The sequence below is a fragment of the Pseudomonas sp. NBRC 100443 genome, assembly GCF_030268185.1.
GTDB classification, from domain to species: Bacteria; Pseudomonadota; Gammaproteobacteria; order Pseudomonadales; family Pseudomonadaceae; genus Pseudomonas; species Pseudomonas citronellolis.
In genome coordinates this window covers 21,663-41,390 of record NZ_BSQE01000019.1, presented here as the reverse complement: position 1 = coordinate 41,390, position 19,728 = coordinate 21,663, and the positions used below count along the sequence as shown (strand labels likewise).

The following is a 19,728-nucleotide window of genomic DNA, read 5'->3' as shown; positions in this document are numbered from 1 at the left end:
AACCAGGGAGCCGCGCGGCGGCGCCACGCCACCCTGCACGCGCCTGCGCCGATGCAGTAAAGTAATGCCCCCGGCGGCCCCGGCACGCCACCTTCCCCACTCCAGGAACCCGCATTCGATGGAACACCGTGAGTCGCTCCTCGCGTTGCGACATTTCCTCTCCAGCCAGATCCTCGGCCAGGAAAAGCTCGTCGAGCGCCTGCTCATCGCCCTGCTCGCCGACGGCCACCTGCTGGTGGAAGGCGCGCCCGGGCTGGCCAAGACCAAGGCCATCAAGGACCTCGCCGAAGGCCTGGAGGCCGAGTTCCATCGCATCCAGTTCACCCCCGACCTGCTCCCGGCGGACATCACCGGCACCGAGATCTACCGCCCGGAAAACGGCACCTTCTGCTTCCAGCAGGGGCCGATCTTCCACCACCTGGTGCTGGCCGACGAGATCAACCGCGCCCCGGCCAAGGTACAGTCGGCGCTGCTGGAAGCCATGGCCGAGCGCCAGGTCAGCATCGGCCGCAGCACCTACGACCTGCCGCCGCTGTTCCTGGTGATGGCCACCCAGAACCCCATCGAGCAGGAAGGCACCTACCCGCTGCCGGAGGCCCAGCTCGACCGCTTCCTGATGCACGTGAAGATCGGCTACCCGGAAGCCTCGGTGGAGCGCCGCATCCTCCAGCAGGCCCGTGGCGAGGCGCTCAACGGCGAGACGCGGCCGGAACGCCAGGTGACCCAGGAATCGATCTTCGCCGCGCGCAAGGAAATCCTCGGCCTGTACATGGCCGACGCGGTGGAGGAATACCTGGTGCAGCTGGTCATGGCCACCCGCACCGCGGCCAAGTTCGACGCCGAGCTGGCCGAGTGGATCGCCTACGGCGCCAGCCCGCGCGGCTCCATCGCCCTGGACCGCTGCGCGCGGGCCCACGCCTGGCTGGCCGGGCGCGATTTCGTCAGCCCCGAGGACATCCAGGCGGTGCTGTTCGACGTGCTGCGCCACCGCCTGATCCTCTCCTTCGAGGCGGAAGCCGCGGGGATCGACCAGGACCGCGTGGTCCAGCGCATCCTCGACGTGGTCGCCGTGGCCTGATGCCGGACACCGCCAGCAACGGCGTGACGGTCAGCCTGCAAGAGCTGATCGACATGCGCCATCGCCTGCGCGAGGTGCAGCTGTTCTCCACCCCGGCCCGGCGCAGCCCGCTGATCGGCCTGCACCACTCGCGCCTGCGCGGGCGCGGCGTGGACTTCGACCAGGTACGCGTGTACCAGCCCGGCGACGACGTGCGCACCATCGACTGGCGCGTCACCGCGCGCTCCCAGGAGCCGCACACCAAGCTGTTCCACGAGGAGCGCGAGCGCCCGGTGTTCGTCCTTGTCGAGCAGAGCCGGCGGACCTTCTTCGGCTCCGGCCTGTGCCTGAAGTCGGTGCTGGCCGCGCGCGCCGCGGCCCTGCTCGGCTGGGCCGCGCTGGCCCACAACGACCGCATCGGCGGCCTGGTGCTGAGCGACCACGACACCCACGAGATCAAGCCGCGGCGCAGCAAGCAGAGCCAGCTGCAGCTGCTCAACCTGATCGTCCGCGCCAACCACGCGCTGCTCACCGACGGCGCCGCGGCGTCCTCCGGCGACAACTTCGGCCTGGCCCTGCGCCGCGCCCGCGAGGTGCTGCGGCCGGGAAGCCTGGTGATGATCGTCTGCGACGAACGCGCCCTCGCCCACTCGCCCCAGGGCGACCTGGCCGAGCAACAGCTGGGCCTGCTGGCGCGGCACACCGACCTGGTCCTGCTGCCGGTCTCCGACCCGCTCGACCACGCCCTGCCGGCCGCCGGGCTGATGCGCTTCGCCGAAGGCCAGGCCCTGCTCGAAGTGGACACCCACGTCGACGAACAGCGCCTGGCCTACCGCGCCCTGGGCGAGGCGCGCCGCGAGCGCTGGGCGCGAGTCAGCCAGCGCCTGGGCGTGCCGCTGCTGCCGCTGAGCACCCAGCTGGACCTGGTCGAGCAGCTGCTCGACCAATTCGAACAGCCCGCCGCGGGGAAACGCCCGTGAATCCCCTCGACGCCCTGGAACCGCTGATCCAGCCCGCCGCCGTGCCCTGGTGGCCGCCGGCGCCGGGCTGGTGGCTGCTGGCCGCGCTGCTGCCGCCGCTGGCCTGGGCGCTGTGGCGCTGGCGCCACCGCCTGCTGCCGCGCCGCCGCGCGCCAGTTCCGGCGGAAGCGCCGCTGGAGCCTATCCGCGTCGCCGCCCTGGAAGAACTGGCGCGCCTGCCGCGGCCCTACGGCGGCGCCCCCGCCGGCCCCTGGCTGCAGGCGCAGAACGCCCTGCTCAAGCGCCTGTCGCGGGCGCGCTGGCCGGACGACAGCTGCCACACCCTGAGCGGCCGCGCCTGGCTGGCGTTCCTCGACAACCGTTGCCCGGCCGCCGGCCTGACGCGCTGGATGATCCTCGTGGAAGGCGGCTACCGCGCCGAATGCAAGCTCGACGACAAGGCCATCGACGGCCTCGCCGCCGCCGTGGAAACCTGGGTGCGCAAGCATGTTTGAGTTCGCCTGGCCCTGGGTCTTTCTGCTCGCCCCGCTGCCCTGGCTGCTGCGCGTGCTGCTGCCGCCGGCCGACAGCGGCGAGGCGGCGCTGAAGGTCAGCTTCCTCGCCGAACTCGAAGGCCTGGCCGGCCGCCGCGCCCGCGCGCAACTGCCGGCCTGGCGCCTGCAGGCGCCCTTCGTGCTGCTCTGGCTGCTGTTGCTGCTGGCGGCGGCGCGCCCGCAGTGGGTCGGCGAGCCGCTGCCGATCCCCGCCAGCGGCCGCGACCTGCTGCTGGCGGTGGACGTCTCCGGCTCCATGGACACCGCCGACCTCACCTGGCAGGGCAGCGAGATCAGCCGCCTGAACCTGGTGCAGAAGCTCTTCGGCGACTTCATCGAAGCGCGCCGCGGCGACCGCGTCGGCCTCATCCTGTTCGGCAGCAAGGCCTACCTGCAGGCGCCGCTGACCTTCGACCGCCACACCGTGCGCGTCTGGCTGGACGAGGCGCTGATCGGCATCGCCGGCAAGGACACCGCCCTGGGCGACGCCATCGGCCTTGCCGTCAAGCGCCTGCGCCAGCGCCCGGCGCAAAGCCGCGTGCTGGTGCTGATCACCGACGGCGCCAACACCGCCGGCGAGATCCCGCCGCTGACCGCCGCGCGCCTGGCCGCCGAGGAGAGCGTGAAGATCTACACCATCGGCATCGGCGCCGACCCGCAGCCCGGCGGCGTGCTCGGCATGCTCGGCCTCAACCCCGGCCTGGACCTGGACGAAGCCACCCTGAAGGCGATCGCCGGCCTCACCGGCGGCGAATACTTCCGCGCCCGCAACGGCGCCGAGCTGGAGGCCGTCTCCAGCACCCTGGACAGCCTCGAACCGGTGACGCAGAAGCCCACCCAGGCGCGCCCGGCCCTGGCGCTCTACCACTGGCCGCTGGCCGCCGCGCTGCTGCTGAGCCTGCTGCTGGTGGCCGCGGAACTCTGGCCGACGCAGCACTGGCGCTGGCCGTGGAGGCGCCCATGAGCCTCTGGCCGCACCTGCTCTACCCCGGCTGGCTGCTGCTGTTGCCGCTGCTCGCCTGGCTGCTGTGGAAGCTGCTGCACCGCCAGCGCCGCGCCGGGCGCTGGCAACTGCTGCTGCCGGCGGCCTTCCACCCCTGGCTGCTGCAGGGCGGCAGCGGCCGCCCCGACCGCCGCCCCTGGCTGTACCTGGGCCTGGCCTGGCTGCTGGCGGTGCTGGCGCTGCTCGGGCCGAGCTGGGAACGCGTCGAGCAGCCGGCCATGCAGCGCAGCGACCCGCTGGTGGTGATCCTCGAACTGACGCCGCGGATGCTCGCCGGCGACCTGCCGCCCAGCCGCCTGGAACAGGCCCGGCGCAAGCTCCTCGACCTGCTGCGCGCGCGCCCCGACGCGCAGACCGCCATCGTCGTCTACGCCGGCAGCGCCCACACCCTGGTGCCGCTGTCCAACGACCTGTTCACCGCGCGCAACCTGCTCGATGCGCTCAAGCCGTCGATCATGCCCGAGCCGGGGCAGCGCGCCGACCTCGCCGTACAGCAGGCGCGCCGCCTGCTCGACCAGGGCGCCCAGGGCAACGGGCGCCTGCTGCTGCTCACCGGCGGGCTGGAGGAAAGCGAACGGCAGGGCATCCGCCAGGCCCTGCACGGCCACGGCCGGGACTTCGCCATCCTCGCCGTGGGCACTGCCGGCGGCGCGCCCATCCCGCAGGAAGACGGCACCTACCTGAAGGACGACCAGGGCGGCATCCTCCTGCCGCGCCTCGACGAGGCCGGGCTGCGCCAGTTCGCCGCCAGCCTCGACGCCGGCTACCAGCGCCTGGGCGCCAGCGACCGCGACCTCAGGGCCCTCGGCCTGCTGGACGCCAACCGCGGCCTGGAAGCCGCCGGCAACGACGCCGTGCTGCACCTGCAGCGCTGGGCCGACCAGGGCTACTGGCTGCTCCTGCCGCTGCTCTTGCTGGCCGCCTGCGCCGGGCGCCGCGGCTGGCTGTTCAGCCTGCCATTATTGCTGCCGCTGTGGCTGGGCGCGCCGCAACCGGCCATGGCCTTCGAGTTCGCCGACCTCTGGCTGCGCCCCGACCAGCAGGGCCAGCGCCTGCTCGCCGAGCAGCGCCCGGCCGACGCCGCCCGGCATTTTGCCGACTTCCGCTGGCGCGGCCTGGCCCTCTACCAGGCCGGCGACTACGACGGCGCGGCCCGCGCCTTCGCCCTGGGCGACAGCGCCGCCGACCACTACAACCGCGGCAACGCCCTGGCCCACGCCGAGCAGTACGAGGCCGCCATCGACGCCTACGAGCGGGCGCTGGAACTGCAGCCGGACCTGCAACAGGCCCAGCGCAACAAGGCGCTGCTGGAGGACCTGCTGCGCCAGCGCGAGCAGGACGCCGCCCAGCAGCGCCCCAATGCCTCCCAGGCCAGCCGCAGCGGCGAAACCGAAGCGGCGCCAACGACAGCGGCCAAGCCTTCGCAGCAGCAGAACCTGGAAGAACGGCCCACGCGCCCCTCCGCGGCCCTGCAGAACCGCCAGCAGGCCAGCGCCGAGCGCCTGCAGGCCGCCGGCCCGGACGACGAGCCGCCCGCCGATTCGACGGAACTCCCCGCCCCCACGGCGGACGAAGGGAAGCTCAGCGACGAAAGCCGCCAGGCCCTGGAACAGTGGCTGCGGCAGATTCCCGACGAACCCTCCGAACTGCTGCGCCGCAAGTTCTGGTACCAACAGCAGCAGCGCCAGGAAAACCTGCCATGAAACGGATGATCTGCCTGATCCTGCTCAGCCTGCTCGCGTTCCAGGCGCAGGCCAGCTTCACCGCCAGCGTCGACCGCGCGCGCCTGACCGAGGGCGAGAGCCTGGACCTGACGCTGGAGTCCGACGACCCCACGCAGTTCGGCAAGCCGGACCTCACGCCCCTGGGCGACGCCTTCGAAATCCTCGGCACCCGCCAGGTCAACCGCCTGACCACCCTCGACGGCCAGGCCCAGGCCACCACGCGCTGGATCATCACCCTGCGCCCCACCCGCAGCGGCGCCCTGCAGATACCGGCGCTGCGCATGGGCAACAGCCAGACCCAGCCGATCGGCCTGCAAGTGCTCAAGGCCGAGGACGCGGACGAGCAGCAGAAACTCTCGCCAGTGTTCATCGACGCCAGCCTCGACCACGAGTCGGTCTACGTGCAGGCCCAGGCCATCCTCACCCTGCGCATCTACCACTCGGTGTCGCTGTACGACGACAGCAGCCTCAGCCCGCTGCAGATCGACGACGCCAAGGTCGAGCAGCTCGGCCAGCCGCGCACCTACGAGAAGGAAATCAACGGCGTGCGCCACGGCGTCATCGAGGTGCGCTTCGCGATCTTCCCGCAGCACAGCGGCGAGCTGACCATCCCGGCGCTGAACTTCAGCGCCACCCGGGTGGCACGCAGCAACCCCGGCGACGCCTTCGGCGTGCTGCCCGGCAAGCGCCTGCGGGTGAGCTCGCCGGAGATTCCCCTGGAAGTGAAGCCCAAGCCCGCCGACTACCCGGCCGACGCGCCCTGGCTGCCGGCCCGCGCCGTCAGCCTCAGCGAAAGCTGGGCGCCGCAGCCGGAGCAGGCCAAGGCCGGCGAAGCCCTGACGCGCAACCTGATGCTGCGCGTGGAAGGCCTCTCCAGCGCCCAGCTGCCGCCGCTGCCCCAGGCCCTGCCGGCCGGGCTGCGGCACTACCCCGACCAGCCGCAGCTGGCCGAGGAACAGGGCGACCAGGGAGTGATCGGCAGCCGCGAGGAACGCCAGGCCCTGATCCCGGAGCAGGCCGGCCAGCTGAGCCTGCCGGACATCGAGATCACCTGGTGGAACACCCAGGAAGACCGCCTGGAGCACACCACCCTGCCCGGCCGCAGCCTGGACGTCGGCGCCAACCCGCAGCTGGCGGCACCGCCCCCGGCGCCGCTGGAAGGCGCCGTGAGCAGCGACGGCCAGCGCCTCTGGCCATGGCAGCTGGCGACCCTGCTGCTGGCCCTGACCAGCCTGCTCGGCTTCGGCCTCTGGTGGCGCGCCCGGCGCCAGCCGGCCATCGTCCGCGCCGCGGCCAACGCGCCCAGCGCCCGCACCCTGCTCGACGAACTGCGCCGCTGCTGCCAGGCCAACGACCCCCACGCCACCCGCCAGGCCCTCGACGCCTGGGCGCGCCAGCAGCCGGAAACCCTGGCCGACATGGCGGCGCGCTTCGTGCCGCTGTCCGACGCCATGGACGGCCTCAACGGCGCGCTCTACAGCGACAGCGAGGGCGGCCACAACTGGGAAGGCGAGGACCTCTGGCGGGCGATCCGCACCCTGCCCGCCGCGGAAGGCGGCAGCGCGGCGACGGCCGAGGGCAACAGCCTGCCACCGCTCTACCCGCGCTGAGCCACGCCGGCCAGGCTGAGGAAAACTCCCTGGCAAGAGGCAGACCCATGGCCGAACGCCCATGGCGGCTCGCCACCCTGCCGCTCTGCGGCCTGCTGGCCCGCGGCGCCCAGGCCGGCCCCGGCGGCTCGCGCCTGGCCCACGCCGACCTGCGCTCGCCCGGCGAGCCCATCCGCATCGACGAACCGCCGCGCCGCCGCGTGCGCGGCTGAAGCGCGGCCGGTCCATCCGTAGCACCCAGCCCGCTCAGGGCTTGCCCACGCCGCGGTCTTCCAACTGGTCGGCCTCGAACAGCGTCTCCAGTTCCTGGCGCGCCTCGCGGGCGGTCTGGATCACCGCCGCGGCGTCGTCGTAGACCTTGTACTGGGCCATCAGCACTTCCTCGTCGTGGCGGCGGAAGCGGCGGATGCGCGCCAGCGCCTGCTCCTCGGAAAGGCCCATTTCCACCAGCACCCGCCGGCTCATCTCCAGGCTGGAGTGGAACAGCTCGCGCACCGGGCTGGCCCCGGCGTCGAGCAGGTGGTAGACGTGCTGGCGGTTGCGCGCCCGGGCGATGATCTTCACGTGCGGGTAGAGCTTGCGCACCAGGCGCGCGGTGTCGATGTTGGTCTGCGGGTCGTCGGTGGCGACGACGAAGAACTCGGCCTTGTCCACCTGGGCCGCGCGGAGGATTTCCGGGCGCAGCGGGTCGCCGTAGAAGATCGGGATGCTGCCATAGCTGCGGCTCAGCTCGATGGTGTCCACCGAGGTGTCCAGGGCGATGAAGGGCACGCGCTGGGCGCGCATGATCCGCGCGACCACCTGGCCCATGCGGCCCATGCCGGCGATCACCACCCGCGGCGCGTCGCCCTCGATGCGCTTGTACTCCTCCGGCGCCTCGCGCACCGGCACGGGCTCGGGCTTCATCAGGCGCGCGGCCAGCAGCACCAGCAGCGGCGTCACCGCCATCGACAGGGTGATGCACAGCACCAGCAGGCTGTGCAGGTTGGCGTCCAGCAGCCCTTCGGCGCGGGCCAGCTTGAACACCACGAAAGCGAATTCGCCGCCGGCCGCCAGGACGATGCCCAGGCGCAACGCCGAATGGCCGTCGAGGCCGCCGGTGAGGCGCCCGAGCAGGTACAGCAGCGGCAGCTTCAGGCCGATCAGCAGCAGCGTCAGGCCCAGCACCAGCAGCGGCGAATGCAGCAGCAGGCCGAGGTCGGCGCTCATCCCCACGCTGATGAAGAACAGCCCCAGCAGCAGGCCCTTGAACGGCTCGATCTGCGATTCCAGCTCGTGGCGGTATTCCGAGTCGGCCAGCAGCAGGCCGGCGAGGAAGGCGCCCAGGCCCATGGACACCCCGGCCAGCTCCATCAGCCAGGCGGTGCCCACCACCACCAGCAGCGCGGTGGCGGTGGACAGGTCGGCCATGCCGGTGCGCGCCACCGTGCGGAACACCGGGCGCAGCAGGTAGCGCCCGCCGACCACCACCACGGCGATGCTTCCCACCACTTCCAGGAAGTGGCGCCAGTCGCCGCCCGGCGCGGCCTCGTCGGCGCGCGCGCCGAGCAGCGACACGGCGGCGATCAGCGGGATGGCGGCGATGTCCTGGAACAGCAGGATGGCGAAGGCCAGGCGGCCGTGGGGGCTGGCCAGTTCCTTGCGCTCGGCGAGGATCTGCAGGCCGAAGGCGGTGGACGACAGCGCCAGGCCGCCGCCGAGCACCACCGAGGTATTCAGCGGCAGCTCGAAGGCCAGGTGCGCCAGCACGCCGATCACCAGCGCGGTGAGCAGCACCTGGGCCAGGCCGATGCCGAACACCGCCTTGCGCATCACCCACAGGCGCTTGGGCGACAGTTCCAGGCCGATGATGAACAGCAGCAGCACCACGCCCAGCTCGGACAGGCTGGCGACGCTTTCCGGATCGTCGATCAGGCGCAGCACCGAAGGCCCGATCAGCACCCCGGCCAGCAGGTAGCCGAGCACCGCGCCCAGTTGCAGGCGCTTGGCCAGCGGCACCATGAAGACGGTGGCGATGAGGAAGACCACCGTCGATTGCAGATAGTTGGAACCATGCTCCATGCCGGAACGCTCCTTGGCAGGATGAGGCCCGGCGCGCGGCCGGGCGGGTGGAACGGAAAGGGTGTCGATCAGACCGGCGGCAGGCCCTGGTCGATCAGGTGGCGCTGGAACTGCCCGGCGAGCGCTTCGACCTGCTGCCAGGGCTGCGCGTGCCGTTCGTCCAGCGCGACGTGGCTGGTGCCACGGATATCGGCCGGCAACTCGACGGCGCGGTAGAAGACGTTGACCACCTCGGCCATGGCCTCGCGCTGGTTCTCCATGAGGATGGCGCCGTGGGCCAGCACCACGTAGCGCCCGTCGCTCTGCCGGCGGCGCCAGCGCTGGGCGGTGCCGACCAGCTTGCGGCCGCCGATGTTGACGTTGTAGCGGCCGTCGCAGAAGGCGCCGTCGACCTCGCCCACGCCGGCGTCCAGGCCCATGGCCGCGAGCCAGTCGCAGAGCGGCTGGCACAGGCGCAGGTAGGCGGTGTCGATGCGCGTCTGCTCGTTGTCGCCATCGGGCACCGCGTAGCACAGGGCGACGTTGAGCACCGCCGGCGACTGCGGCACCGGCTCGCCGCCGGTGTCGCGCAGGGCGATCGGCCAGCCGAGTTCGGCGCAGCGCGCCTCGGCCTCGGCGAAACCGGCCAGGCGGCTGAGCCGGCGCGGCATCACCAGCGCCTGCTGCAACGGGCGCCAGAACAGCAGGCGGCTGTCGGCCTGGCCGCTGAACACCTGGTCCAGGGCGGCGCGTTCGGCATCCAGGCCGTCCTGTGCGGAAAACCGCAGTACCCGTTCGCCCATGTCCTACTCCTTTCGCCGTGCTGCCTGACAGGTAGCGGACTATGCCCAGCCGCCACGCCAGGCTGCAAGCGAAAAGCCGCGCGATCCCGGCAGGCGGCGGGACAGCCTGGCGGCATATGGCTATGCTCATAGCCGGATGCCATCGCGCACAGGACGAGCCCCGTGTCCCAGCCGTTCCCGCAACGCCTTCGCCAGCAATTCCGGCTCGCCCGCGCCCTGGCGCGACCGGTGGCCACCGAGAACCTCAGGCGCCTGGCCTGGCTGGCGCTGCTGGCGGTGCCTTTCGGCCTGGTGCACATCCTGGTGTTCTGGCTCAACCTGCAGGGCAGCCTCCCGGAGTTCGACGGCTGGCGCCAGCACATCATCCTCACCCACGCGGTGGTGGCCGTGCTGCTGCTCGGCCTCGGCCTGCTCGCCTGGCAGGCCCGCCAGCGTCCGCAGGCGCCGCCGCCGTGGTACTGCGAGCTGCTGGCGCTGCTGGGCGCCGGCGTGCTGCTGGGCTTCGGCCTGGTCATCACCTGCTTCGACCAAGAGGTGACCAGCAGCATCACGCCCTTCCTCATGGGCGCGGTGGCCACGGCGCTGATTCTGCTGCTGCGCCCGGTGTTCGCCACGCTGCTCTACGTCGTGCTGTTCGTCGCCTTCGAGCTGGCCATGGAAATGGTCCAGCCGGACCCGCAGCTGCGCCTGTCCAACCAGATGGGCGGCCTGACCATCTGCGGCATCGGCCTGCTGCTGTCGCAGATCCTCTGGTTCGGCCACCTGCGCAACCTGCGCCAGCGCCAGCACCTGCGCCGGCAGCGCAAGGAACTGGAAGAGAAGAACCTGCAGCTGGAATACCTGGCCGGCCACGACCCGCTGACCGGGCTGTTCAACCGCCGCCAGTTCGACCAGTTGGTGAAGCAGGAACTGGCGCGCTGCGACCGCCAGCCGATGCCGGTGAGCCTGCTGATGATCGACCTGGACCACTTCAAGTTCATCAACGACCGCTACGGCCACCCGCTGGGCGACGAGGTGATCCGCCACACCGCCACCCTGCTGCGCAAGCACACCCGCAGCAGCGACAGCGTGGCGCGCCTGGGCGGCGAGGAGTTCCTCCTGCTGCTACCGGACACCGCCGCGCCCCAGGCCCGGGTGATCGCCGAGAAGCTGCGCAAGCTGCTGGAAGACACCCCGCTGCCGATGAAGGACGGCCTGCTCTACCTCACCGCCAGCTTCGGCATCGCCGGCCTGGCCAGCGGCGTGTCGAGCACCTACGAGAGGCTCTACAGCACGGCGGACCAGGCCCTGTACCGGGCCAAGGCCAGCGGGCGCAACCGGGTGGAAGTGATGGATGCCGCGCCCCATGGGACCTTGGAGTGAGCTTTTGTGTAGGAGCGAGCTTGCTCGCGAACAGCGTTTCCCGGTGGCTGCGGTGTTTGGGGTTGACTCCGCCCCCTCACCCCAGCCCTCTCCCAGAGGGAGAGGGGGCCGTTCGGAGCGGGCGGTAAATCCGGAGTCATCCTGAAGCTCCCATCTATTCCCGCCATTCCCCTGTCCGCGGTTATGCGCCCTACGGGCTGGCAGTCCCAAAGCAAGAACTGGCACGGCTCTTCGTAGGAGCGAGCTTGCTCGCGAACAGCGTTTCCCGGTGGCTGCGGTGTTTGGGTTGACGCCGTTCCCTCACCCCAGCCCTCTCCCAGAGGGAGAGGGGGCCGTTCGGAGCGGGCGGTAAATCCGGAGTCATCCTGAAGCTCCCATCTATTCCCGCCATTCCCCTGTCCGCGGTTATGCGCCCTACGGGCTGGCAGTCCCAAAGCAAGAAGTGACACGGCTCTTCGTAGGAGCGAGCTTGCTCGCGAACAGCGTTTCCCGGCGGCTGCGGTGTTTGGGGTTGACGCCGTACCCTCACCCCAGCCCTCTCCCAGAGGGAGAGGGAGCTGTCCTGAGCGGCCTGGAAGTCAGGCGCCATCCTCATACCCTGTCGTGACTGCCAGCCCGTAGGGCGCATAACGCCTACGGCGTTATCCGCCGATATCGGTGGCACCGGTGTTCCAGCCAACGGCGGATAACCGCGAACGGTTATGCGCCCTACGGTTCCAGGGAGGCCGTGGTGATGGGTATCGCTTCGCTCAACACCATCCTACGATGGTGTTCCTACCAGCCATGTAGGAGCGGACTCCGTCCGCGATTGGATTCGCCGGCCTCGGCGGCGGGTAGCCGCGTAGGCGTTTCAGGATGACTCCAGATTGATCGCTCGCTCCGAACGGCCCCCTCTCCCTCTGGGAGAGGGCTGGGGTGAGGGTACGGCGTCAACCCCAAACGTCGCAGCAGCCGGGAAATTCATTCGCGAGCAAGCTCGCTCCTACGAAAATCCCCGGCCTCAGGGCTGTGCGTAGCGGCGGCTCAACCCCGGCGGCACGCCGTTGGCGTCGGTGGCGGTCCAGGGGCCCTGCGGGCTCACGCCCCAGTACCAGGCGCCGTCCCAGTGGTAGTAGGTGCGCTGGCGGTAGTACAGGTCCTTCTGCCCCTGGATCACGTAGACGCCCAGGTTCGGGTCCCAGCGGCCCTTGCCGCCCGGCGGCGGGGCGAACTGGGTGTGGGTGCTGCGGGGCTTGTTCGAAGGATTCTGCGGGTTCGGCGTGATGGCCGAGCGCGGCGCCGGCTTGTTCGACGGCAGGGCCGCCGGCGGCTGGCCGCTGGCGCCGGGTTGCGGGGCCGGCGCCGGGGCTTGCGTGTGGGGCTGCTGGCCGGCGCAACCGGCCAGGGCGAGCAGGGCCGCGAGGGCGAGGATTCGGCCTTTCACGGGCGCACCTCCAGGAAGGGTTCGGTCAATGCTGGTCCGGGCTGTCGATGGTCACCGCCTGATCGCCCGCGCCGGCAGTAGACAACGGCTGGCTGCGTCCGATCCATTCGCCGCTGATGGCATTGCCGGCGCGCGACACCCGCGCCACCAGCTCCACCTGCGGGAAGGCCGACAGCTTCAGTTGCGGCATCATGGCGTCGGCATCGCTGAGCGACACCTCGTCCGGCAGGTCGGCCACCTTCAGGCGCTTGACCGCCAGCGGCATCGGCGGGCCGTTCACCGCGCGGGCGAAGACGAACACGCTGTCGTCCGGCTTGACCTGGCCCTTCACCGCGTCGCTGAGGTCCACCCGCACCTTCAGCGTCACGCCGGCAGTGGCTGCCGCAGCCGGCGCTTCCGGCAGCTTCTCGCCACGCTCGACCAGATGCTGGCGGGCGCGCTCGATACCGCTCTGGATGGCCGCGCGCGACGGGTCGTCGGCCGGCAGCGCGGCGACCAGGCGTTGCCAGTAGCCGACGGCATCGGCGTAGCGCTGGTCTTCGAAGGCGGCGATGCCCATCAGGCCGAGGGTGGTGACCTCCTCCGGGTTCTGCTTGAGCGCCTCGTCGGCCAGGGCCTGGGCGGTGCCGGCCATCTTCTTGCCGTTGGCGAAGTACAGCGCCTGGGCCCACTGGCCGAGCACCTCGGACTGGCGCCCGGACAGGTTGGCGGCGCGCTCGAAGGCCTTGGCGGCATCCTCGAAGCGCTCCTGGGTCATGTAGGTGCGGCCGAGGAAGTACCAACCCTCGGCGGAATCCGGCTGGGCCTGCACGGCCTTCTCCAGGCGCTCGGTCATCTCCGCCATGGAGTGCGGCGGCTCGGCTAACTCGCGGGACAGCGCCAGCTTCTCGCTGGCGCCCCAGTGCAGGTACAGGCCCAGGCCCAGCAGCGGCAGCAGCACGGCCGCCAGCAGCGGCGCGGCGCGGCCCAGGCGCGAGCGGCGCTCGCCCTCGCCTTCGGTGTCGGCCAGCAGTTCGCGGGCGGCCTCGGCGCGCCCGGCCTGCAGCTGGGCGTCGTCCAGGGTGCCGGCGGCGTGCTGGGCGTCCAGCTCGGCGAGGCGTTCCTGGTACAGGGCGACGTTGAGGGCGGTGCGGTCTTCCTCGGCCTGGGCGCGGCGGCCACGCAGCAGCGGAATCAGCAGGAAAGCCATGGCCACCAGCGCAAGCAGGCCGGCGGCGAGCCAGAAGTCGATCATTTGTCTTGGTTATCCAGCAATTGATTCAGGCGGGCCTGTTCCTCGGCGGACAGGCTGGCGGACGGACCGGCGGCGCTGCGGCGGCGGCGCGCCACCAGCACGCCCACCACCAGCACACCCAGGCCCAGCAGGGCCGCCGGGCCGAACCAGAGCAGCCAGGTGCGAGCGTTGACCGGCGGCTTGTAACGCACGAAGTCGCCGTAGCGGTCGACCATGTAGTCGACGATCTGCTCGTCGCTCTTGCCCTGCTGCAGCTGCTCGTAGATCTGCTTGCGCAGGTCGGCGGCGATGGGCGCGTTGGAGTCGGCGATGTCCTGGTTCTGGCACTTCGGGCAGCGCAGCTCGGTGGTCAGGCTGCGGAAGCGCTGGCGCTCGGCCTCGTTGGGGAATTCGTAGGTGTCGATGGCGGCGTGGGCCACGCCGGCGAGGCTCAGGCCCAGCAGGGCCGCGGCGAGGAATCGTTTCATTTGCCCCCCGCCTCGTCCACCAGGCGCTGGTAGATCGGCGCCAGCTGCTCGCGCCAGACCTTCTCGTCGACGGCGCCGACCAGCTTGTGGCGGATGATGCCGTCCTTGTCGATCACGTAGGTCTCCGGCGCGCCGTATACGCCCAGGTCCAGGCCCAGGGTGCCCTGGGCATCGGCGATGTTCAGCACGTAGGGGTCGTGCAGGTCCTGCAGCCATTTCTGCGCGGCGGCGTTGTCGTCCTTGTAGTTGATGCCGACGATCACCACGCCCTGCTCGGCCAGCTTGGCCAGCACCGGGTGCTCGAAGCGGCAGGTCGGGCACCAGGTGCCCCAGACGTTGACCAGCGCCGGGCGGCCCTTGAGGTCGGCCTGGGTGTAGGTCTTGCCCGGCTCCAGCACGCCGGGCAGGGCGAAGGCCGGGAACGGCTTGTCGATCAGCGCCGAGGGCAGCTCGCTGGGGTCGAGCCACAGGCCGCGGAACAGGAACACCGCGACGACCAGGAAGATCGCCAGCGGCAACAGCAGGATCGCACGCTTCACACTCAGGCTCCCTGTCCGGCGGCGAGGCCCAGCGCCTCGCGCACCTTGGTTTTCACTTTCAGCCGGTAGCGCCGGTCGCAGGCCGCCAGCACGCCGCCCAGGGCGGTGAGCAGGCCGCCCAGCCAGATGAAGCGGACGAACGGCTTGATGTGCAGGCGCACGGCCCAGGCGCCGTTATCCAGCGGCTCGCCCAGGGCGACGTAGAGGTCGCGGGTCAGGCTGCCGTGGATGCCGGCCTCGGTCATCATCGAGCGCTGCACGCTGTACAGGCGCTTCTCCGGATGCAGCACGGCCACTTCGCTACCCTTGCGGGTGACGCGGATGGTGCCCTTGTCGGAGGTGAAGTTGGGGCCTTCGAAGTGCCTGGTGCCTTCGAAGGCGAACTGGTAGCCGCCCAGCTCCACGCTCTCGCCCGGGGCCATGCGCAGGTCGCGCTGGGCGCTGAACTGGCTGGTGAGGACGATGCCGATGGCGCACACGGCGATGCCCAGGTGCGCCACCTGCATGCCCCAGTAGCTGCGGTTGAGGCTCGCGGCGCCGGCCACCAGGCCCTTGTGGCGGACCTTGTCGAGGAAGTCGCGCACGCCGCCGAGGATCACCCAGAAGGCCAGCAGGAACACCGCCAGCACCGGCCAGTGCAGATCGCCGTAGAGGAAGGTGGCGACGCCGCCGAGCACCACGGCGCCGATCAGCACCGGCGTCAGCATGCGCAGCAGCCACTGCGTCGGGGTGTCCTTCCAGCGCACCAGCACGCCCACGGTCAGGGCCAGCATCATCCCGGTCATCAGCGGCACGAACAGCGCGTTGAAGTACGGCGGGCCGACCGACAGCTTGGCGCCGCTGATGGCGTCGAGCACCAGCGGGTAGAGGGTGCCGAGCAGGATCATCGCGGCGGTCACCACCAGCACCACGTTGTTCAGCAGCAGCAGGGTCTCGCGCGACCACAGGGCGAAGCCGACCTGGCTCTTGACCACCGGCGCGCGCAGGGCGAACAGCGTCAGCGAGCCGCCGACCACCACCAGCAGGAAGGCCAGGATGAACACCCCGCGCTCCGGGTCGGAGGCGAAGGCGTGCACCGAGGTCAGCACCCCGGAACGGACCAGGAAGGTGCCCAGCAAGCTGAGGGAGAAGGCGGCGATGGCCAGCAGCACCGTCCAGCTCTTGAACACCCCGCGCTTCTCGGTCACCGCCAGCGAGTGGATCAGCGCGGTGCCCACCAGCCAGGGCATGAAGGAGGCGTTCTCCACCGGGTCCCAGAACCACCAGCCGCCCCAGCCCAGTTCGTAGTAGGCCCACCAGGAGCCGAGCACGATGCCGATGCCGAGGAAGGTCCAGGCCACCAGGGTCCAGGGCCGCGACCAGCGCGCCCAGGCCGCGTCGAGGCGGCCGCCGAGCAGCGCGGCGATGGCGAAGGCGAAGGCCACCGAGAAGCCGACGTAGCCCATGTAGAGCATCGGCGGGTGGATGATCAGGCCCGGGTCCTGCAGCAGCGGGTTGAGGTCGTTGCCGTCGGCCGGCGCCTGCGGCAGCAGGCGGCTGAAAGGGTTGGAGGTGATGATCAGGAACAGCAGGAAGCCGGTGCTGATCATCCCCATCACCGCCAGCACCCGCGCCAGCATGGGCTCGGGCAGCTCGCGGGAGAAGATCGACACGGCGAAGGTCCAGCCGCCGAGGATCAGCGCCCAGAGCAGCAGCGAGCCCTCGTGGGCGCCCCACACGGCGCTGAACTTGTAGTACCAGGGCAGCGCGCTGTTGGAGTTGCTGGCCACGTAGGCCACGGAGAAGTCGTCATGCAGGAAGGCCCAGGCCAGGCAGGCGAAGGCGAACGCCAGGAAGGCGAACTGCCCCCAGGCCGCCGGGCGCGCCAGGCTCATCCACTGGCGGTCGCCGCGCCAGGCGCCGACCAGCGGGAAGAAGGACATCACCAGCGCCATGCACAGCGCCAGGATCAACGACAGGTGGCCGAGTTCCGGGATCATCGTCAGTTGCTCCCCTGGGCCGCGGCGCCGGGCTGGCCGCCCTGCTGGTATTCACCGAGCTTGCCGCTGTCCTTCAGCGCCTTGGTGACTTCCGGCGGCATGTATTTCTCGTCGTGCTTGGCCAGCACCTCGTCGGCGGTCAGCACGCCGTTCTGGTCGAGCTTGCCGAGGGCGACGATGCCCTGCCCTTCGCGGAACAGGTCCGGGAGGATGCCGCGGTACTTCACCGTGACTTCCTTGGCGAAGTCGGTGACCACGAATTCCACGTCCAGGGAGTCGGCCGAGCGTTTCAGCGAGCCCTTCTCCACCATGCCGCCGGCGCGGATGCGCGTGTCGTGCGGCGCTTCGCCGTTGGCGATCTGCGTCGGCGTGTAGAACAGGTTGATGTTCTGCTGCAGCGCCGACAGCGCCAGGGCCACGGCGACGCCGACGCCGGCGACGATGGCGAGGACGATGTACAGACGCTTCTTGCGGACCGGATTCACTTGCTGGCCTCCCGGCGCAGACGGCGCGCCTCTTCTTGCAGGTAACGCTTGCGCGCCAGGATGGGCGCGGCCACGTTGATCGCCAGCACCACCAGGCTGATGGCGTAGGCCGACCACACGTAGGGGCCGTGGTGGCCCATGGCGAGGAATTCGCCGAAGGAATGGAAACTCATAGCGCGCGCTCCACCTCAGCCTTGACCCAGGACGCGCGGGCTTCGCGCTTGAGCACTTCCAGGCGCATGCGCATCAGCAGCACGGCGGCGAAGAAGCAGTAGAAGCCGAGCACCATCAGCAGCAGCGGAATCCACATCTCCGGCGGCATCGGCGGCTTCTCGGTGAGGGTGAAGGTGGCCGGCTGGTGCAGGGTGTTCCACCACTCCACGGAGAACTTGATGATCGGGATGTTGACCACCCCGACGATGGCCAGCACCGCGCTGGCCTTGGCCGCGCTGTCGCGGTTGCCGATGGCCTGGCCGAGGGCGATGACGCCGAAATAGAGGAACAGCAGGATCAACATCGAGGTCAGGCGCGCGTCCCACACCCACCAGGCGCCCCAGGTCGGCTTGCCCCAGATGGCCCCGGTGACCAGGGCGACGAAGGTCATCCAGGCGCCGATGGGCGCGGCGCACTGCACGGCGACGTCGGCGATCTTCATCTTCCAGATCAGGCCGATGGCGCCGGCCACCGCCAGCATCACGTAGCAGGACTGCGCCAGGAAGGCCGCCGGCACGTGGATGTAGATGATGCGGAAGCTGTCGCCCTGCTGGTAGTCCGGTGGCGCGAAGGCCAGGCCCCAGACGAGGCCGACGGCCATCAGCAACGCGGCGGCGACGGCGAACCAGGGCAGCCAGCGTCCGCTGATCTCGTAGAACCACTTGGGCGACCCAAGCTTGTGAAACCAAGTCCAGTTCATCATCAGGCTCTGTGTGTCAGGGCACTTTTTTCTAGTGCCGGCGCCGCTCCAGCGGCACCGGCAGGCGTCATTCGCCCACGCTGATCTTCAGGCCGGCAGCGATGGCGAAGGGCGTCAGCGTCAATGCTAACGCCGTCAGGCTGGCCAACCAGAGCAGGTGCCCGGCGGTCGGCAGCCCCTGCAGCGAGGCCTGGAGGGCACCGCTGCCGAGAATCAGTACGGGGATGTACAGCGGCAGGATCAGCAGCGCCAGCAGCAGCCCTCCGCGCTTGAGCCCCACGGTCAGCGCCGCGCCGACCGCGCCGAGCAGGCTCAGCACCGGGGTGCCGAGCAACAGCGACAGCAGCAGCACCGGCAGGCAGCGTACCGGCAAACCCAGCATCAGGGCCAGCAGCGGCGACAGCAGGACCAGGGCCAGCCCCGAAACCAGCCAGTGTGCCAGCACCTTGGCCAGGACCAGAAGAGGCAGGGGGTGCGGCGAAAGGACCCACTGTTCCAGGGAGCCGTCCTCGAAATCGCTGCGGAACAGGCCGTCCAGCGACAGCAGCACCGCCAGCAGCGCCGCCACCCACACCAGGCCGGGCGAGAGGTCCTGCAGCATCCGGGTTTCCGGGCCGACGGCCAGGGGGAACAGGGCGATGACGATGGCGAAGAACACCAGCGGGTTGGCCAGCTCCGCCGGGCGGCGGAACTGCAGGCGCGCCTCGCGGGCCAGGAGCAGGCCGAAGACGTTGCTCATGCGCCCTCCCCGGCCGTTTCGCGGGCGTGCTGGCCGAGGTCCAGGTCGCGATAGCCGCTGGGCATGCGGCTCAGCGTGTGGTGAGTGGTGAGCACCACCAGGCCACCGTCCTCGCAGTGCCGCGCCAGGTGCTCTTCGAGCTGGGCGACGCCCTGCTTGTCGAGGGCGGTGAAGGGTTCGTCGAGGATCCACAGCGGCGGCGCCTCCAGGTACAGGCGCGCCAGGGCGACGCGGCGCTGCTGGCCGGCGGACAGGGTGTGGCAGGGCACGTCCTCGAAACCGCGCAGGCCGACCGCCTCCAGGGCGCGCCAGATCGCCGTCTTGCCCGCCGGCTGGTGCAGGGCGCAGAGCCAGGCGAGGTTCTCCTCGGCGCTGAGCAGGCCCTTGATGCCGGCGGCGTGGCCGATCCACAGCAGGTTGCGCGCCAGTTCGCCGCGCTGTTCCTCCAGCGGCCGGCCGTTCAGGCGCACCTGCCCGGCGGTGGGCTGCATCAGCCCGCAGAGCAGGCGCAGCAGGCTGGTCTTGCCGCTGCCGTTGGGGCCGACCACCTGCAGCATCTCGCCGGCGCCCAGGCGCAGGTCCAGGCGCTCGAAGAGCATGCGCCAGTCCCGCTCGCAGGCGAGCGCCACGGTTTCGAGAAGCGGGCTGGTCAAGGCATCGGCACCCATCGGGAAAATCGAATTCAGGCTAAAGTCGGTGCAGCGCAGGCCGCTATAGTGGCCACGGGCGGCGCATTATACACGCCTGTTTCCGGCCCCGGCGCCGGCAATTTCGACAGCTTGTTAAGGCTTTTCAGGCATTCGCCGCCCCCGCGACGATGCGCCGCAAGCCCTGAAG

20 protein-coding genes are annotated in these 19,728 nt (G+C 70.6%); 8 read left to right on the top strand and 12 right to left on the bottom strand.

The genetic code is table 11. The features are described from left to right. Window positions 1-118: 118 nt before the first annotated feature. Genes QSJ95_RS22935 through QSJ95_RS22905 form a run of 7 tightly spaced genes read left to right on the top strand, consistent with a single transcriptional unit; the run spans window position 119 to window position 7,119 of the window. Window positions 119-1,078, top strand: coding sequence for an AAA family ATPase (locus QSJ95_RS22935; RefSeq protein ID WP_009621155.1), 960 nt, complete (start codon window positions 119-121; stop codon window positions 1,076-1,078). Next, complete coding sequence (locus QSJ95_RS22930) at window positions 1,078-2,037, top strand: DUF58 domain-containing protein (protein ID WP_285645510.1); 960 nt, start codon at window positions 1,078-1,080, stop codon at window positions 2,035-2,037. Before QSJ95_RS22935 ends, QSJ95_RS22930 begins: the two co-directional genes overlap by 1 nt. Further along, entirely contained in the window at window positions 2,034-2,531 is a 498-nt protein-coding gene (locus QSJ95_RS22925; protein ID WP_043313594.1) for a DUF4381 domain-containing protein, read from the top strand. Before QSJ95_RS22930 ends, QSJ95_RS22925 begins: the two co-directional genes overlap by 4 nt. Further along, on the top strand, window positions 2,524-3,534 hold the full coding sequence (locus QSJ95_RS22920) for a vWA domain-containing protein (protein WP_285645508.1): 1,011 nt from the start codon (window positions 2,524-2,526) through the stop codon (window positions 3,532-3,534). Before QSJ95_RS22925 ends, QSJ95_RS22920 begins: the two co-directional genes overlap by 8 nt. Continuing rightward, window positions 3,531-5,276, top strand: a complete 1,746-nt coding sequence (locus QSJ95_RS22915) for a VWA domain-containing protein (RefSeq protein WP_285645506.1) — start codon at window positions 3,531-3,533, stop codon at window positions 5,274-5,276. The genes QSJ95_RS22920 and QSJ95_RS22915 overlap by 4 nt, the downstream gene beginning before the upstream one ends. Beyond that, window positions 5,273-6,907, top strand: a complete 1,635-nt coding sequence (locus QSJ95_RS22910) for a BatD family protein (RefSeq protein ID WP_285645504.1) — start codon at window positions 5,273-5,275, stop codon at window positions 6,905-6,907. The genes QSJ95_RS22915 and QSJ95_RS22910 overlap by 4 nt, the downstream gene beginning before the upstream one ends. A gap of 47 nt (window positions 6,908-6,954) precedes the next feature. Beyond that, entirely contained in the window at window positions 6,955-7,119 is a 165-nt protein-coding gene (locus tag QSJ95_RS22905; protein WP_285645503.1) for a hypothetical protein, read from the top strand. A 34-nt stretch (window positions 7,120-7,153) separates the two neighbouring features. Here the strand turns inward: QSJ95_RS22905 and QSJ95_RS22900 are convergent, their stop codons facing one another. Both QSJ95_RS22900 and QSJ95_RS22895 read right to left on the bottom strand, forming a co-directional pair. After that, window positions 7,154-8,968, bottom strand: coding sequence for a monovalent cation:proton antiporter-2 (CPA2) family protein (locus QSJ95_RS22900; RefSeq protein WP_058071997.1), 1,815 nt, complete (start codon window positions 8,966-8,968; stop codon window positions 7,154-7,156). A 68-nt stretch (window positions 8,969-9,036) separates the two neighbouring features. Then, window positions 9,037-9,750, bottom strand: coding sequence for a lipoate--protein ligase family protein (locus QSJ95_RS22895; RefSeq protein ID WP_064582463.1), 714 nt, complete (start codon window positions 9,748-9,750; stop codon window positions 9,037-9,039). Window positions 9,751-9,912: 162 nt separating this feature from the next. Here QSJ95_RS22895 and QSJ95_RS22890 point away from each other — a divergent pair, with 162 nt between their 5' ends. Further along, on the top strand, window positions 9,913-11,112 hold the full coding sequence (locus QSJ95_RS22890) for a GGDEF domain-containing protein (protein ID WP_285645499.1): 1,200 nt from the start codon (window positions 9,913-9,915) through the stop codon (window positions 11,110-11,112). A 1,000-nt stretch (window positions 11,113-12,112) separates the two neighbouring features. On the opposite strand, the gene QSJ95_RS22885 is transcribed toward QSJ95_RS22890, so the two are convergent. From QSJ95_RS22885 to ccmA, 10 genes are all read right to left on the bottom strand, one after another. After that, window positions 12,113-12,535, bottom strand: a complete 423-nt coding sequence (locus QSJ95_RS22885; RefSeq protein WP_285645497.1) for a hypothetical protein — start codon at window positions 12,533-12,535, stop codon at window positions 12,113-12,115. Window positions 12,536-12,560: 25 nt separating this feature from the next. Continuing rightward, window positions 12,561-13,769 carry a c-type cytochrome biogenesis protein CcmI gene (gene ccmI, locus QSJ95_RS22880; RefSeq protein WP_064582461.1) on the bottom strand — a complete coding sequence of 403 codons (1,209 nt, stop codon included), beginning with the start codon at window positions 13,767-13,769 and terminating at the stop codon, window positions 12,561-12,563. Next, window positions 13,766-14,236 (bottom strand): cytochrome c maturation protein CcmH, encoded by a 471-nt coding sequence (gene ccmH / locus QSJ95_RS22875; protein ID WP_009621135.1) that lies wholly within the window; start codon window positions 14,234-14,236, stop codon window positions 13,766-13,768. The genes ccmI and ccmH overlap by 4 nt, the downstream gene beginning before the upstream one ends. Further along, window positions 14,233-14,775 carry a thiol:disulfide interchange protein DsbE gene (dsbE, locus tag QSJ95_RS22870; protein ID WP_009621133.1) on the bottom strand — a complete coding sequence of 181 codons (543 nt, stop codon included), beginning with the start codon at window positions 14,773-14,775 and terminating at the stop codon, window positions 14,233-14,235. Before dsbE ends, ccmH begins: the two co-directional genes overlap by 4 nt. Window positions 14,776-14,777: 2 nt before the next feature. Beyond that, on the bottom strand, window positions 14,778-16,754 hold the full coding sequence (locus tag QSJ95_RS22865) for a heme lyase CcmF/NrfE family subunit (RefSeq protein WP_285645494.1): 1,977 nt from the start codon (window positions 16,752-16,754) through the stop codon (window positions 14,778-14,780). A gap of 2 nt (window positions 16,755-16,756) precedes the next feature. Continuing rightward, window positions 16,757-17,239: a cytochrome c maturation protein CcmE gene (gene ccmE, locus QSJ95_RS22860; protein ID WP_043313581.1), complete on the bottom strand. Its 483-nt coding sequence runs from the start codon at window positions 17,237-17,239 to the stop codon at window positions 16,757-16,759. Continuing rightward, window positions 17,236-17,412: a heme exporter protein CcmD gene (gene ccmD / locus QSJ95_RS22855; RefSeq protein ID WP_009621127.1), complete on the bottom strand. Its 177-nt coding sequence runs from the start codon at window positions 17,410-17,412 to the stop codon at window positions 17,236-17,238. The genes ccmE and ccmD overlap by 4 nt, the downstream gene beginning before the upstream one ends. Further along, window positions 17,409-18,155 (bottom strand): heme ABC transporter permease, encoded by a 747-nt coding sequence (locus QSJ95_RS22850; RefSeq protein WP_099049042.1) that lies wholly within the window; start codon window positions 18,153-18,155, stop codon window positions 17,409-17,411. The genes ccmD and QSJ95_RS22850 overlap by 4 nt, the downstream gene beginning before the upstream one ends. 64 nt (window positions 18,156-18,219) lie before the next feature. Continuing rightward, on the bottom strand, window positions 18,220-18,891 hold the full coding sequence (ccmB, locus tag QSJ95_RS22845; protein ID WP_009621123.1) for a heme exporter protein CcmB: 672 nt from the start codon (window positions 18,889-18,891) through the stop codon (window positions 18,220-18,222). Next, the gene (gene ccmA / locus QSJ95_RS22840) at window positions 18,888-19,559 is read right to left on the bottom strand and encodes a cytochrome c biogenesis heme-transporting ATPase CcmA (RefSeq protein WP_285645489.1); all 672 of its coding nucleotides are present in this window, start codon (window positions 19,557-19,559) and stop codon (window positions 18,888-18,890) included. Before ccmA ends, ccmB begins: the two co-directional genes overlap by 4 nt. Between the last annotated feature and the right edge of the window lie 169 nt (window positions 19,560-19,728).